This window comes from Devosia sp. Z6_126, from assembly GCF_058133495.1.
The window spans coordinates 162,243-176,243 of the sequence record NZ_JBYUNO010000003.1 but is presented as its reverse complement, the minus strand read 5'-3'; the positions used below and the strand labels follow the sequence as shown (position 1 = coordinate 176,243).

13 protein-coding genes are annotated in these 14,001 nt (G+C 60.8%); 6 read left to right on the top strand and 7 right to left on the bottom strand.

The genetic code is table 11. The features are described 5' to 3' along the window. Nucleotides 1-157: 157 nt before the first annotated feature. Both uvrC and AC3YOG_RS12985 read right to left on the bottom strand, forming a co-directional pair. On the bottom strand, nt 158-2,074 hold the full coding sequence (uvrC, locus tag AC3YOG_RS12990) for an excinuclease ABC subunit UvrC (protein ID WP_489935378.1): 1,917 nt from the start codon (nt 2,072-2,074) through the stop codon (nt 158-160). After that, the gene (locus AC3YOG_RS12985; protein ID WP_489935377.1) at nt 2,071-2,850 is read right to left on the bottom strand and encodes an SDR family oxidoreductase; all 780 of its coding nucleotides are present in this window, start codon (nt 2,848-2,850) and stop codon (nt 2,071-2,073) included. The genes uvrC and AC3YOG_RS12985 overlap by 4 nt, the downstream gene beginning before the upstream one ends. A 209-nt stretch (nt 2,851-3,059) precedes the next feature. Between AC3YOG_RS12985 and AC3YOG_RS12980 the strand changes: the two genes are divergently transcribed. Together AC3YOG_RS12980 and AC3YOG_RS12975 are read left to right on the top strand one after the other, a co-directional pair. Further along, entirely contained in the window at nt 3,060-3,980 is a 921-nt protein-coding gene (locus tag AC3YOG_RS12980; RefSeq protein WP_489935376.1) for a DMT family transporter, read from the top strand. Nucleotides 3,981-3,999: 19 nt separating this feature from the next. Continuing rightward, on the top strand, nt 4,000-4,440 hold the full coding sequence (locus AC3YOG_RS12975) for a hypothetical protein (RefSeq protein ID WP_489935375.1): 441 nt from the start codon (nt 4,000-4,002) through the stop codon (nt 4,438-4,440). Between the two features lie 35 nt (nt 4,441-4,475). On the opposite strand, the gene AC3YOG_RS12970 is transcribed toward AC3YOG_RS12975, so the two are convergent. Together AC3YOG_RS12970 and AC3YOG_RS12965 are read right to left on the bottom strand one after the other, a co-directional pair. Continuing rightward, nucleotides 4,476-4,931 carry an SH3 domain-containing protein gene (locus AC3YOG_RS12970; protein ID WP_489935374.1) on the bottom strand — a complete coding sequence of 152 codons (456 nt, stop codon included), beginning with the start codon at nt 4,929-4,931 and terminating at the stop codon, nt 4,476-4,478. A gap of 98 nt (nt 4,932-5,029) precedes the next feature. Beyond that, nucleotides 5,030-5,452 (bottom strand): MarR family winged helix-turn-helix transcriptional regulator, encoded by a 423-nt coding sequence (locus AC3YOG_RS12965; protein ID WP_173088064.1) that lies wholly within the window; start codon nt 5,450-5,452, stop codon nt 5,030-5,032. A 146-nt stretch (nt 5,453-5,598) separates the two neighbouring features. Here AC3YOG_RS12965 and AC3YOG_RS12960 point away from each other — a divergent pair, with 146 nt between their 5' ends. The 3 genes from AC3YOG_RS12960 (at nt 5,599) to hemH (ending at nt 9,232) form a co-directional block, all read left to right on the top strand. After that, the gene (locus AC3YOG_RS12960) at nt 5,599-6,498 is read left to right on the top strand and encodes a LysR family transcriptional regulator (RefSeq protein ID WP_489935373.1); all 900 of its coding nucleotides are present in this window, start codon (nt 5,599-5,601) and stop codon (nt 6,496-6,498) included. Continuing rightward, on the top strand, nt 6,491-8,131 hold the full coding sequence (locus AC3YOG_RS12955; protein ID WP_489935372.1) for a HoxN/HupN/NixA family nickel/cobalt transporter: 1,641 nt from the start codon (nt 6,491-6,493) through the stop codon (nt 8,129-8,131). The genes AC3YOG_RS12960 and AC3YOG_RS12955 overlap by 8 nt, the downstream gene beginning before the upstream one ends. A gap of 78 nt (nt 8,132-8,209) precedes the next feature. Further along, the gene (hemH, locus tag AC3YOG_RS12950) at nt 8,210-9,232 is read left to right on the top strand and encodes a ferrochelatase (protein ID WP_172123784.1); all 1,023 of its coding nucleotides are present in this window, start codon (nt 8,210-8,212) and stop codon (nt 9,230-9,232) included. A gap of 23 nt (nt 9,233-9,255) precedes the next feature. On the opposite strand, the gene AC3YOG_RS12945 is transcribed toward hemH, so the two are convergent. Both AC3YOG_RS12945 and AC3YOG_RS12940 read right to left on the bottom strand, forming a co-directional pair. Further along, the gene (locus tag AC3YOG_RS12945; RefSeq protein ID WP_489935371.1) at nt 9,256-9,762 is read right to left on the bottom strand and encodes a pyridoxamine 5'-phosphate oxidase family protein; all 507 of its coding nucleotides are present in this window, start codon (nt 9,760-9,762) and stop codon (nt 9,256-9,258) included. 508 nt (nt 9,763-10,270) lie between these two features. Continuing rightward, complete coding sequence (locus tag AC3YOG_RS12940) at nt 10,271-10,618, bottom strand: hypothetical protein (protein WP_489935370.1); 348 nt, start codon at nt 10,616-10,618, stop codon at nt 10,271-10,273. Nucleotides 10,619-10,956: 338 nt separating this feature from the next. Here AC3YOG_RS12940 and AC3YOG_RS12935 point away from each other — a divergent pair, with 338 nt between their 5' ends. Continuing rightward, nucleotides 10,957-12,879 (top strand): NACHT domain-containing protein, encoded by a 1,923-nt coding sequence (locus AC3YOG_RS12935; protein WP_489935369.1) that lies wholly within the window; start codon nt 10,957-10,959, stop codon nt 12,877-12,879. 41 nt (nt 12,880-12,920) lie between these two features. Here AC3YOG_RS12935 and AC3YOG_RS12930 read toward each other — a convergent pair whose 3' ends face one another. Continuing rightward, on the bottom strand, nt 12,921-13,274 hold the full coding sequence (locus tag AC3YOG_RS12930) for an iron chaperone (RefSeq protein ID WP_489935368.1): 354 nt from the start codon (nt 13,272-13,274) through the stop codon (nt 12,921-12,923). Nucleotides 13,275-14,001 lie beyond the last annotated feature (727 nt).

Genomic DNA, 14,001 nt, shown 5'->3' with positions numbered 1-14,001 from the left:
TTGACTGGATCGTGTCGCGATCAGTGCAAGCGCGCGGTAGCCTCCGCCGGGAGCGGATAGCTAAAATACCAAAACGAGAAGGTGGCGGCGCTGATCATGAACCGAAGCTTAGCGCGGGTTTCCAGAGGAGTCGAGGGCCTTGAGCTCAGTCTTATGGCTAAGGCTGCATCCCGGAGCTCTCACTCCACGGGTTGAAATGGTCGTAGATCATCTGCGCCATTTGATCGGAGATTCCCGGCACTGCTGCCAAGTCCTGCAAGGAAGCCCGGCCCACCGCCTTGGCTGAACCGAAATGATTGAGCAGGGCCCGCTTGCGGGTGGGCCCGATACCCTCGATCTCGTCGAGGGGGTTCTTGACCACGTCCTTCTTGCGGCGGGCCCGGTGAGTACCGATGGCGAAGCGGTGGGCTTCGTCGCGCAGGCGCTGCACATAATACAGCACCGGATCACGGTGAGGGAGCATGAAGGCATCCCGGCCTTCCATGAAGAATTTTTCGCGGCCGGCATCGCGCTCCTCGCCCTTGGCAATGCCGATAAAGGTCACGTCCTTGGGCAGGTTCAGCTTGGCGATGACCTCGCGCACCGCATTAAGCTGGCCGGCACCACCGTCAATGAATACGACATCGGGCCAATCGGGCATGCCGGTCGCTTCGTCCTCCGCGTCGTCGGGGCTTTCGGCGGCAAGCCGGCTGAAGCGGCGGGTGAGAACTTCGCGCATCATGCCGAAATCGTCGCCGGGGGTGATGTCGGTGGAGCGGATGTTGTAGGTACGGTAGTGCTTTTTGGAAAAGCCCTCTTCGCCCGCCACGATCATGGCGCCTACGGCATTGGTGCCCGAGATGTGGGAGTTGTCGTAGACCTCGATGCGGCGCGGCACTTCCTGGAGGCCAAAGATCTCGCCAACGCCTTCAAGCAAGGTGCGGTTGGTGGCGCCCTCCGCCAGTTGGCGACCAAGTGCCTCGCGGGCATTGTTGAGGGCGTGATTGACGAGGTCGCGTTTTTCGCCGCGCTGTGGCGTCTGCACGCGGACCCGGTAGTCGGCGCGAGAGGACAGGGCCTCTTCCATGAGCTGGGGTTCGCTGAGCTCGTGGCTCAGCAGCACCAGCTTGGGCGGCGTCCGTGACTCGTAGAACTGGCTGACAAAGGCTTCGAGCACCTCGGCATCGGACATGCTGGCGTCGGCGCGGGGGCGGAATGCGTGATTGCCCCAGTTCTGGAAGGCGCGGAAAAAGAACACCTGAACGCAGAACTGGCCACCTTCATGGTGGATGGCAAACACGTCGGCTTCCTCGACGCTCTTGGCGGTGGCATCGCCCTGCGACTGGATCAGCGCCAAAGCCGAGAGGCGATCGCGCAGCAATGCAGCCCGTTCGAAATCAAGCGCTTCGGCCGCCTCATTCATGTCCTTTTGCAGATGGTCGCGGACGCTTTGCGAGCGGCCGCTGAGGAATTCCTTGGCCTCGTGCACCAGCTCGCCATAGTCCTGGAGCGAAATCTCACGCGTGCACGGCCCGGAGCAGCGCTTGATCTGGTGCATGAGGCATGGGCGCGTCCGGGCGGCATAGAAGCTGTCCGAGCAGTTGCGCAGCAGAAACGCCTTCTGCAGGCTGGCGATGGTGCGATTGACCGCTGTAACGGAGGCGAAGGGGCCGAAATAGTGCCCCTGGCGCCGCCGGGTGCCGCGGTGCTTCATCAGCTCGGGCGCCTCGTGATCGGTGGCGATGAGGATATAGGGGAAGCTCTTGTCGTCGCGCAGCAGCACGTTGAACCGGGGCTTGAGCCGCTTGATGAGGTTGGCCTCAAGCAGCAGGGCCTCGCTCTCGGTTTCAGTGCGCACGAACTCCATGGAGCAGGTAGCCGCAACCATGCGCTGGATGCGCACGGGCAGGGCCTCAGGTCGGGTATAGTTAGAGACGCGTGCCTTGAGGCTGCGCGCCTTGCCGACATAGATCACTTCGCCGCTCGAATCGAGCATGCGGTAAACGCCAGGCGCGGCCGGGAGCGTGCGCACAAAGGCGCGGATCACATCGGGGCCGCAAGCCTGCGGTGCGCCGGTTGGGGTATCGTCGGTCATCTTCGTGGCGTAGCAGCGTTTCGGGGCAGAAATTGGAGATGCTCGCCACCATCGAGCAACAGCATCTGGCCGGTCATGGACGGGTTGTTGAGCAGGGTGAGTACGGCATCGGCGATGCCTTGAGCGCCCGCATGCAGCTGCAGCGGCAGGTTCGCGATCTCGGCGTCAAACTCCTCGGCGCTTTGGCCGGCATGGGGCAGGACAGGGCCCGGGCCAATGGCATTAACCCGGATAGTTGGCGCGAAGGTCTGCGCCAAGGTGCGGGTTGCCGTCCATAGTACGGCCTTAGACAGGGTGTAGCTGAAATAGGCAGGTGAGGGGTGCAGTACGCGCTCGTCGACGATGTTGACGATGTTGCCGCGAGTGCCCTCGGGCAGTTGCGCGGCAAAGTCACGGGCCAGAAACACCGGCGCTTCGGCGTGCAGGGCGAAATGGGTGTCCCACAGGGCTTCGTCTACGTCACGCGCACTGTCGGGCTCGAACACCGAAGCATTGTTGACCAGCACGGTGAGCGGACCAAAGGCGGCAGTTGCGGCTGCAACAAGGTTGGCGTGTTCGGTGCGCACGGCCAGATCGGCCTTAACGGCAATGGCCGAGCCGGTGCGGTTGAGCTCGCGGCAGAGTTGCTCCGCCTTTTGTGCGCCCGAGCGATAGTGAACCACAACCTTGTGGTTTGCCTGCACCAGCACGCGGGCAATTGCAGCGCCGATGCGATCGCTGGCGCCGGTCACCAGGGCGACAGGAGGAGAGGGCGGCAAAACTGTGTGATTCGTCATAAGTGCTGGGCTAGGGGACGGGAAGGGACCATAGGCCGCTTCTGCCGCCTGCTTCAACCACACAAGAACATGGTGCGTAGGCAGGATTTTACAAGCCAGCGAGGAAAGCTGCGAGGCGAGTGTCCGGTGGCGCGCACTCACCGCTTGCGCTATGGCTCACGCCGGAAGGCGCCGGCCGGCGGTGCTCCCATCTTGCGCGAGCCGTCGTCATGTCCGCTGTCATAGCCCAGTCCAAGCCTGATCAAATCGGACGAGCCATGATGCTGACGCTCATCACCATCGCGGTGTTTGGCGTGCAGGATGCCATCTCCAAGGTGCTGGTGCAAAACTACTCCCCGTTCCAGACCACGATGCTGCGGTTCTGGGGCTTTGCTGCCTTCTCGCTGGTGCTGGTGCTGCGGCAGGCGCCCCTGCGGCAGGCGCTGTCGTCCAAGGTGCCTCTTTGGCAGCTTCTGCGCGGCACGCTGCTGATCGTGGAGATCTGGTTTTTCGCCATGGCCTTGCGGTCAGTCCCCTTGGCCGAACTGCAGGCCATCTCGTTGGTTTACCCGCTGATGGTGACCTTGTTTGCCATTCCCATCCTGGGTGAAAAGGTCGGCGTTTTCCGCCTTGTTGCGGTTGGTGTGGGTTTTTCCGGGGCGATGATCATCGTGCGCCCGGGTGGCCTGCCCCTTGACTGGGGGGTGCTGTATGCCCTGGCTTCAGCATCGCTGTATTCGCTTTATATCGTGATTACGCGCAAGGTCAGCCGGCACGACAGCGCGGCGACCAGCATGGCCTATACCGGTTTTGTCGGACTAGTGTTGTCCAGCGTAGTTGGCGTGTTCTTCTGGCAGCCCATGGCTTGGCCAGACGTTGGGCTGGTGCTCGTCATCATGGCGACTACCTGTATCGGGCACGGGCTGATGGTCCAGGCGCTGACCCTGGCGCCCGCAAGCGTTGTGCAACCGTTCAACTACTTTTCGCTGCCCTGGGCCATTTTCCTGTCCGTGCTCGTCTTCGGGCACATGATCGATTTCATTTCCCTCCTGGGGGCGGCGATCATCGTGGCCGCCGGGCTGGTGGTGATGGCGCGTGAAAGCTGGCGCAAGCGGGTGGCCGTTGAACCCATTTTGCCGGGCAAGGACTGAAGGCAGAGGAGAAGGGGTGATGATCTGGCTGATCGAACTGGCGCTGGTGTTGTTGCTTGTTGGAGGCGGGCTGAAGCTCTTCGCTGGCGGCAAAGGCACGGACCGACGCGAAGCGCTGACGCTGCGGCGGGTGGATGCCTATATCGAGACCATCCGACGCGAGCGCAGCAACCCCAGGCTGGCGGCAATGAGCGACAGTGAGCTGCGCGACCTCCTGCACTCCGGCGCCCGCAATCTGCGGGTGGCGGGCGAGCGCAAGGGCTGGATGTTACTCGGTGTCGCGGGCGCTTCGCTGTTTTGTGCCATTGTTGCAGCCAACCAGGACGGACTGCGCGGCTTTGGCATCGCCATCGTCGTCGGCGCGCTCGCCGTCTATGGTCTCAACGAGTTCCTGTCGCGACGCATCCGCGAGCCGCTGGAGCGGCATGGGATCGATGTGGAGCGCTTGCGAGTCGAGTAAAAGGAGCGCCGCCTAGGGGCGGCGCTCCAGCCGGGCTAGCTGCCGGCGCAGAAGTAACCGTTGGGGCCGTTGAAGCAGAAGCTTGCGTCCGGCTCGGCTGGGTACACCCGATAGGGCCGATAGTCGTCATAGTGACGCGGCGGACGGGGCGGGTGCCAGCGGGGCGGCGGGGGAGGATTCCACCCGCGCGGGCGGTCCCAGCCACGATCATCCCAGCCTGGGCCCCGATCGCGGCCGCGTTCCAGGTAGCTGGCGGAAACCCACCCATCTGGACCGGGCTTGGTTACATAGCACCAGCTACCTCGGCAGTAATCGATATCCACCGGCTGACCGCGCTGCAGGCTGTCTACTGCGGCATAGCCGGTGCCAGGGCCCGAGCGCACATTCACATTGGCGCTGGCAAATGCGGGGGCTGCGGAAGCTGCTACCGCGGTTCCCAGCAGCGCCAAAGCAGCGAAACCGCTAGCCAAGAGCTTCTTGTTTAAGGCCATTGCTCCACTCCTCTTGTCGTCCGGCATCACCTGCCGATGGCGGCAGAGAACACCATTGCCGATGAACCCAAGCTGAATACCGCAGTCATCTTGGTAGCTTAGAGGGTCAGCAGCTCAACGAAGCGCTTAAGTGTGTTGGCCAGCTTCTTGCGCTGCTTGGGCTTGAGCTCACCGATCAGCGCTTCCTCGAGCTGGGCCCAGTGGTCGGCGAGATTGTTGCGGATCCGGATCCCACGCTCGGTCAAGGCGACCCCAACTGCCAGCTCCGGCCCGACCGCCTGCTGGCCGACAAGCTCGCGCTCGATCAACCGGCGCAGGCGAGGAGCCAGGCTGGCTTCGTCCAACCCTAGTTCGCTGGCAAGATCGCTTTCAAGCGTCGCTGCCCGTCCGAGAATAAAGAGCACGGCGTCATCCCCCGGCTCCAATCCGCGTTCCAGCAACGGAGTCAGCAAGGCTTTATGCGCCAACTGACCCGCTTCGATGAGCCGGTACAGCGTGGAACTGGATGTAGGTTTGGCCATGAGTGGGAAAATAGTCCGAACTCCTTGGATACGTCGAACAAGCAAGCATCCTATCGTTAATCGTGCAACGGCCAAGACGGCTTGTTGTTCGCTTGTACCGGATAGTTTATGCCGACATCCGAGCCTGCTGTGTGCGTTCGGAGCCCATGACCCAAGATCTCGCCCGCATTCGTGCCTTCGTGCAGGTGTTCGACGCCGGCGGCTTCTCTTCGGCAGCGCGAGAGCATGGACGCTCCAAGGCATTGCTGTCCAAATATGTCACTGATCTTGAGGATTACCTCGGCGTCCGGCTGATGAACCGGACCACCCGCAAGTTGAGCCTCACCGAAGCTGGCGAAGCTTATTACCGGGAAGCCAGCGCGCTGCTGCAACAGCTGGACGAGCTCGACGCAACCATCACCGACCAGACCGCTGAGCCCCGCGGGATGCTGCGCGTGTCGGCGCCGCGCAACTTCGGCGAAGATACGCTGGCTCCCGCGATCTTCTCCTATCTCCTCAAGTTCCCCAAGGTGACGCTCGATTTGCGGCTGGAGGATCGTTATGTCGACCTTGTTGACGAAGGCATCGACGTTGCACTGCGCATCTCAACTATGGCCGATAGCTCGCTGATCGCCCGCAAGATTGCTGACATGCATGTGGTGGTGGGCGCCGCTCCGGCGCTGCTCAAGAACCACGGCACGCCACAACATCCTGAGGATCTGCGCAAGCTGCCCTGCATCGTTGACGTAAACCTGCAAGGGCAATCGAACTGGCGCTTCACCGAAGAGGGGCGAACCATATCGGTGCCAGTGACCGGGCCGTTGCGGGTCAACTCGCCCCTGGCGGCGCGGCAGGCCGCAACTATGGGCCTCGGCTTCGTTGTGCTGCCTTCTTATCTCGCAGACCCAGTGGTCGCCAAAGGGGAATTGACGCCCGTGCTGACTGAATTTCTGCCCACCGGGCAGACACTGCAAGCGGTCTATCCGCATCGCCGGCATTTGGCGGGCAAAGTGCGCGCCCTAATCGACCACTTGGTGGACTGGTTTGCGGTTCACCCCATTGCCTGATCTTATGAACGTGCCCACCATTCGCCGCACCGTCAAACCCCTTCTGGCCTCAGCCAGCCTGGTGCTGGTCGGCGCAATGCCGGCGGTCGCGCATCCCCATATTTTCATCGACGCCCAAGTCACCATTGTCTTTGATGGCAATGGCGCCGTGTCAGGTTTGCGCCACGACTGGACCTTTGATGCCGCTTTCTCCAGCTGGGTAGTTCAAGGCCTCGACACCGATGGTGATGGGATTACCAGTCCGGAGGAGTTGCAGGAGCTTGCCGACGAGAACCTGGCTGGGCTCGCGGAATTCGGCTTTTACACCTTCGCCGGCGCGCAGGATGCGCCCATGGCCTGGGAGGCCGCGGGCGACCAGCGCATGGTTTATGCGGACGGAAAAACGACCCTCAGCTATTCCGTCCTGGCGGAAACCCCAGAGGAGGTCCGCGACGGATTTGAACTGGGCATCTATGATCCAGAATATTACGTCGCGATCACCGTTCCCGATGCCGGCAGTGTGCACCTAGAGAACGCTCCAGCCGGTTGTGCTGCCGCTGTCGAGCCGCCTCGGCCAATGGATCGGGCAGTCGAGGAGCGCCTCTACGCCCTCGGGCCCGATGTGCTCGAACTGCCACCGGATCTCGCCGCCGCGATGCGCGGCACGCAAGGGTTGATCCGGATCACCTGCCCAGCAGGTGGCGCGGGGGTTGAGCCTGCCAGCGCTGTCCAGGCGGCTGAAGCCATGGCGCAGGCCCGGCCGGCGACGCCATTTGGAGGCCCACCCGCAGAGCCGAGCTTGTCGCTGCCGCGGTCCGGCTTTTTCGGCTGGCTGCAGCAGCAGCAAAGGAACTTCTACCAGGCCATGACAGCCTCGCTTGCTGCTGTGCGCAGCGACTGGACGGCATTCTGGCTGCTGGGTGGTCTCAGTTTCCTTTATGGAGTGTTTCATGCAGCCGGGCCGGGGCATGGCAAGGTGGTGATTTCATCCTATATGCTGGCCAACGAGACCCAGCTGCGCCGCGGCATCCGTTTGAGCGTGGTTTCGGCAATGCTGCAATCCGTTGTCGCCGTCGCATTGGTGCTCGTGGCTGCCGGTGCGCTGGGGATGACGAGCCTCGCCATGGGCAATGCCGCCAACTGGATCGGCATCGGCTCCTATGGGCTGATTGCCCTGCTGGGCTTGTGGTTGGTGTTGCGCAAGCTGCTGGGCTGGGGGCACGATCACGATCACGATCAGGATCATCATCATGATCATGCGCACGAGCGCGGGCATGCACACGCGCCTAGCAATGTTGCTCACAGGCACGCGCATATCGTAGCGCCGCAGGCAACGAGCGGTGGCTGGCGTGAACAGCTTGCCGTGGTGCTGGCGGTAGGGTTGCGGCCCTGTTCGGGGGCGCTGGTGGTGATGGTGTTTGCCCTATCGCAGGGCGTGCTGGCGGCCGGTATTGCGGCTGTGTTCCTGATGGGGCTGGGTACGGCGATCACGGTTGCGGCATTGGCCAGCGTCGCGGTAGGCGCAAAAGGCCTCGCCAAACGCCTCGGGGGTGCTGATAATCCCGTTACTGCGAGCGTGGTGTGGTGGGCCGAGCTGCTCGGTGCCTTTGCGGTGCTGGGATTTGGGGTGCTTTTGTTGCTGGCGAGCCTTTAGCGCGACCCATCGCCGCCTTGCGCACGCGGCAGGAAGAACTATGGTGCGCCAGCCTAGAATCCTTCCAAACTGGCTGACATGTCCGATCACCTGCCGCCTAACCATCCGCCTGTGCCAGAGCAAAAGATCGGCGTCCTGCTGCTCAATCTCGGCACGCCCGACGCGACCGATTACTGGAGCGTACGGCGCTATCTCAAGGAATTCTTGAGCGATCCGCGGGTGATCGAGACGCCGAAATGGTTGTGGTGGCCGATCCTCAACCTCGTGATCCTTTCATTCCGACCGCAGAAAAGCGGGCATGCCTATGCTCAGATCTGGGACCAGCGCACCAATGAAAGCCCGCTGCGGGTGATCACGCGCAACCAGACCGAAGCGCTGGCCGATCGGATGTCGGGTGAGGGCGTGGTGGTGGATTATGCCATGCGCTATGGCAATCCTTCCACCAAGAGCGTGCTCGAAAAGCTGCAGGCGCAGGGCTGCACCAAGATCTTGCTGGTGCCGCTTTATCCGCAATATTCGGCGACGACCACGGCGACCGCCAATGACAAGGCGTTCGATGCGCTGGGCGAGATGCGCTGGCAGCCGGCCGTGCGCACGGCTCCGGCCTATTTCGAAGACGCTAAGTATATTGAAACATTGGGAAATTCGATCCGCGACGGCGTTGCCGCCTTGCCGTTCGAGCCGGACCTGGTGATCACCTCCTACCATGGCATGCCGGTGGAGTATCTGGAGCGGGGCGACCCCTATCACTGCCAGTGCTACAAGACGACGCGACTGGTGCGCGAATATCTGGGCTGGCCCAAAGAAAAGCTGATGGTCACCTTCCAAAGCCGGTTCGGGCCGACCAAGTGGCTCGAGCCCTATACGGATGTGACTTTAGCGGCGCTGCCGGGCAAGGGGATTAAAAAAATCGCCATCCTCGCGCCGGCGTTTTCCGCGGACTGCATCGAAACGCTCGAAGAAATCAGCATGCAGGGGCGCGAAACCTTCATGGAGGCGGGGGGCGAGGAATTTGCCTATATCCCGTGCCTTAATGACTCGCCGGGTGGCATGGACATGATCGAGGCCATGGTGCGGCGGGAATTGTCGGGCTGGTTGTAAGCCAGCCCGAACAGCCCTGGGGCCTAAAGATCCACCTTGGCGTTGTCGCCAAAGCTGGGCTTGGCGCCGGTGACGGCGGCGGTGAGCATTTTGGCGGTGGCGACCAGCTGGTTGGGGCTGTCCCAGAGCTCGGCGCCGTCGGGGCGCACCGTCAGCAGGCGGATATCGGGATCGTTCTCGTTGTCCCACCAGGCCTTGTCCATGTCGCTCCAGAGGTCCTTGATCTTGGCGCGGTCATTGCTGAGCGAGGCGAGGCCATTCATCGCTACATATTTGTGGCCGGAATTGTCGGCAAAGGCGCAGGACACCTGCGGATATTGCTCGATCTCGATATTCTTGTGCCCATTGGCATCCACGAGGAAATACACGGCATGCTCGTCGCGGAACACGCGTGCCGACAGGGGCCGCGAGCGCTGTTCGGTGCCGTTCCAGGTGGTGAACATGCAAAAATCGATCTTTTTCATCAGCTCCCAGATGCGGTCTTCAACTTCGTCCGGGGTTTTGTCGGTGTGCTGCTGGTCGTTGGCCATATTTGGCTCCCTTGTTGCGTTGCCAACCGAACGGGGCGGAGGGGGCTTGGGTTGCAGGCAAGCGGGGACGCCGCCCGGCCGGGCGCCGCGCGGTTTCGAGTGAGTCGGGCAGGCACGGCACGGCGCGGCTTTCGCCTCATCGGGGTGGTCAAAAGAGTGAGGCCAAAGCCGCACCGCACGCGTGGATTTTTGGACCGTGGCGCCTCGAGCGGCTTCCCCGCAGGGAGGGGTTTGGGCCGGCCCGCCGCCCCCGGTCTTTTGGGAGCAAACGGGCCAGGAACCGGCCGGTAGTCGGCAAACCACGGCTGTCCGGGCGACCCCGCACAGTCCACACCTCCCGCCCGGCGCTTCGTCGGCGCCGCGTGTTTTCGGCGGGAATGAAGGCACTATCGCATGGCGCGATGGGGGCGGGGATAAGTGAACGGCTGGGGGCGCAAACTGAACGGGTTCTGAACGCGTTGTGAACGGGTTTCCCCGCGTCCTGAACGACCCTTCAAAATGCAAAAAATCAGGGGTCGAGCCGCCAGCGCGGCGCGTCCTCGCCTTCGCCCCGGCAATACAGGGCCGCGAAAGCCCCGAGCGCCGTTTCCGCTTCCGCCAGTTTTTCGAGCAGCGCCGCCCGGGTGTGCGGCGCGCCGGGCTGCAGCAGGGGCAGGGCGCGGCCAAACCCGTCGCGCGAAGTGGTGCGCCTCGTTTCCCGGATCAGCTCGGCCGCGAGGGTTTTTTCCACCGGGGAGGCGGGCTGGTCGGGCTCACCCAGGATTTTGAGCCGCGCGACGAAGTTTTGCAGCCGCGGGCGCACGGCCTCGTAGCGGGCGAGATTGGCGTAGGGGATGGTTTTGTCGGGAATGGGCATGGGCGGCTCCAGGGGGATGGAGCCGCGAGTTTGGGGGAAGGGCAGGGGGCGGGGATAAGGTGGTAAGAGCCTGCTGTTTCAAGAAGAACGGTAGCTGAGAAGTGGGACGCCTTCGTGCCTGTTAGCGGAATGGGCTGTGCTCACCGCTTCGCGATGCAACAATGAATCTGCTAGACCAATATCCGTAACCAAGTAACCAACGTGACAACGACTGCATTCGGCTTACGACTGAACAGTCAATTACAAAATTCTGGAAAACGGCCTGAGATAGCAAGACTCTATGGCCAGCCGCCTGATAGCATCCACGCACACGGTGACTTGAATGTCTAAGAGGGAAAATGGCTGCCGAACCAATCTCAATAGGTGCGCTCGCTACCACTGTGGCTGCTAAAGGGTTCCAAGGCTTGCTCGGCTCTTTAGTAGAGAAACTTTTCAATAAGGGAGCGCCTGCTCTAGGGAAAAAGCCCTCAGATGTGGAGACCGACCTTAGGGAACACATTGAAGTGGTGTTCGACAAATGTCTTAACACTAAGACAATTCTCAATGAGTCCCCAGTAAACCTGCTTTCCATTTATGTTGATCAACGCTTCCAGAAGGGAGGTCAAGATGTCGATCAGTATAACTTGGTAGAGGAAATAAAATCATCAGGAAAGTCGTTTATCATTGCCGGTACGGGCGGCGGAGGTAAATCGTTCTTCATGAAGTATCTTTGGATATCCTTCTTAGAGGACAGCGATGGGAGGATACCGCTGTTCATTGAGATCCGGCAGGTGAACACTGCCACCAACCTAAATATCCGCGACTTTTTGTACCACTCTGTTGTGCGAACAGGTGCGACAATCTCACAGGCCAACTTCGACAGATCGCTAAAGCAAGGTGAGATCGTTATCTTCCTAGATGGTTTTGACGAAATCCTCCCAGAGAAGAGGCAGGAAGTTGAGTTCCAGGTGCAGCAGCTTAGAGAGAACAATCCACGTTTGACAATTGTGCTTACTAGTAGACCCGATGACCGGTTTCGGGGCTGGCACCAGTTTGAGCACGTCGAGGTGTTGCCTATGTTGCAGAAGGAGGCTGAGCTTCTGATCGCCAGGGCCCAATATGACGACACGTCGAAGTCCAGGCTTTTGAAGAGAATTAAGGGCGGCTTATACAAAAGCCACGAGAGCTTTCTATCGAATCCGCTGCTGGCATATATGATGTTACTGACCATTGCTCGGAACCCCGATATTCCGAACAAGATGTCTGCTTTCTACGAACTTGCCTTTGATGCTTTGTATCATCGGCATGATACTGTTAAAGGAGGTGGGTACATAAGAAAGTACAATACAGACCTCGACAAACAGCAATTTATCCGCTTGCTCTCTTATTTCTGCCTGTGCACTTACTACGATGGCATTACGGAGGATACCGAGGGCAATATCTTGGCGCAGATCGACAAGGCGACACGATTTGAGGATTTCTCAGTTAGTTCGGCCGAATTTTTGAAAGACCTTGTTGATAACGTGTGTCTGATAAAGAAGGATGGAATTCACTACAACTTTATACATCGGAGCTTTCAGGAATACTTTTCAGCCGTCTGCGTCTCTCGTGTGGCTAATAGAAACATCGAGGCTTTATTCACGCACTTCGCGGAGCGTTACAATGATGAAGTCCTCCCTATGGTTGCTGAGATGGACCCTGACCTGTTTCGCGAAAAGTACCTCATACCAATGAGAACGAGGTTTAACGGGTTTTTTGACCTGCCCGTTGAGGAGGTTGGGTGTAGAAGTTATCTTTCACACTCGGGGCAGCGCTTTAGCTGTCAGCCCCGGAGGGAGCGATCCCTTAAGGGCAAGCCAGTTAAAGGCGGCAGCTCAAAGGCCCGAACTACGAAGACTGTTATGGTTACACTGAGTACAGGTAACAACTTCAACAAGTTCGTAGAGAGCCTGCAGAATCTTCCGGGCTTCGGAAAACCAACTAGCAGAAAAGATGTTGAGTTGGACGACAATGCTGACGAGCGGTTTTTCTTTAAGGTCGCGGAACGAGGGGGGCTGAAGTTTGAAGAACTCCATGTTTTCGCGAGGAACGGGCATCTAGTAGTTCAGGATTCTTCGGGCAGTGAACTTACAGATGAGTGGGTTCTTGATTACTTCCGGGAATCTTACATGTACCGGTATATTGAGTTTTACGCTGCGGAGTCCCATCGTTACGTCAACCAGCAGCTAGGGCAATATAATCAGGTGACCTCCTCATTTGAGGACTTGTTCCTCAAACCCTGAAATGGGCTGCCGGGCCCTCTGGGTAGGTGTATAAGTCACTTCTAAGATGGTGACGTCTTAAGCCTTGTACGCACCAGCCCCTCAAATACCTCATACGGCACCGGCTCCGTGTACCTGAACTGCACCGTGTCCTTGTGGGCGCGGAAGGGGGCGAGGGCAGTTTCCAGCTCCGGGGTGAGGGGCGGGATCGGGTAGAGGCCGATATGGTGCTTCCAGGCGCCCAGATAGAGATAGCGCTCGTTCCACCGGAACAGCGGCATGCCGTATTTGATCGATTCTACGACTTCGGGCGCGGCGCGGTGGATGATCGCGCGCAGGCGCTCGAGAATGGCGCGCGCCTCGGGCGACTGGGCGGCGAGATAGAGATCGACGCTGGCGGGGGCGGGTTGGGGCATAAACCTGGCTCCGGGTTCGGCAGCATAGGACGCGCGGGGGTGTCGGGGGCGGACAGTCTTAGGGTGGGTTTTTGGCGGAGGGATCGGGGCCAGCGAGGGACCCGACCCTTCGCCATTCGAGGGTCTGGGGCTCTCGTTGTTGGCAGGAGCGGATGAGTTGGGGCTTCCCTCCCCCTTGAGGGGAGGGATTGAGGGAGGGGGTCGTGGAGGAGGGCACGGTGGTGCCGGGGACTGTGATCTCTTGGCAGTGGGGCTGCTCTAAGTTCGGTGAAGGCGCCGACGGACCCCCACCCCTTGGCCATTCGAGCATAGCTCTCATGGCCTTCTCACCTCGGATCGCTCCACTGGAGCGATCCGCCGCTTTGGCGGACGGCTCGAAGCCCCTCAAGGGGGAGGGAGGGCAAGGGCCGACGGGTTTGGGGCTCTCGTTGCGGGCAGGAGCGGATGAGTTGGGGCTTCCTCCCCCTTGAGGGGAGGGATTGAGGGAGGGGGTCGTGGAGGAGGGCACTGGCGGTGCCGGGGGCTGTGGGCTCTTTGGCGGTGGCTGCTCGGAGTTTGGTGAAGGCGCCGACGGACCCCCACCCCTTGGCCATTCGAGCATAGCTCTCATGGCCTTCTCACCTCGGATCGCTCCACTGGAGCGATCCGCCGCTTTGGCGGACGGCTCGAAGCCCCTCAAGGGGGAGGGAGGGCAGGAGCCGAGGGGCTGGAGCTAGACCGCGCGGTA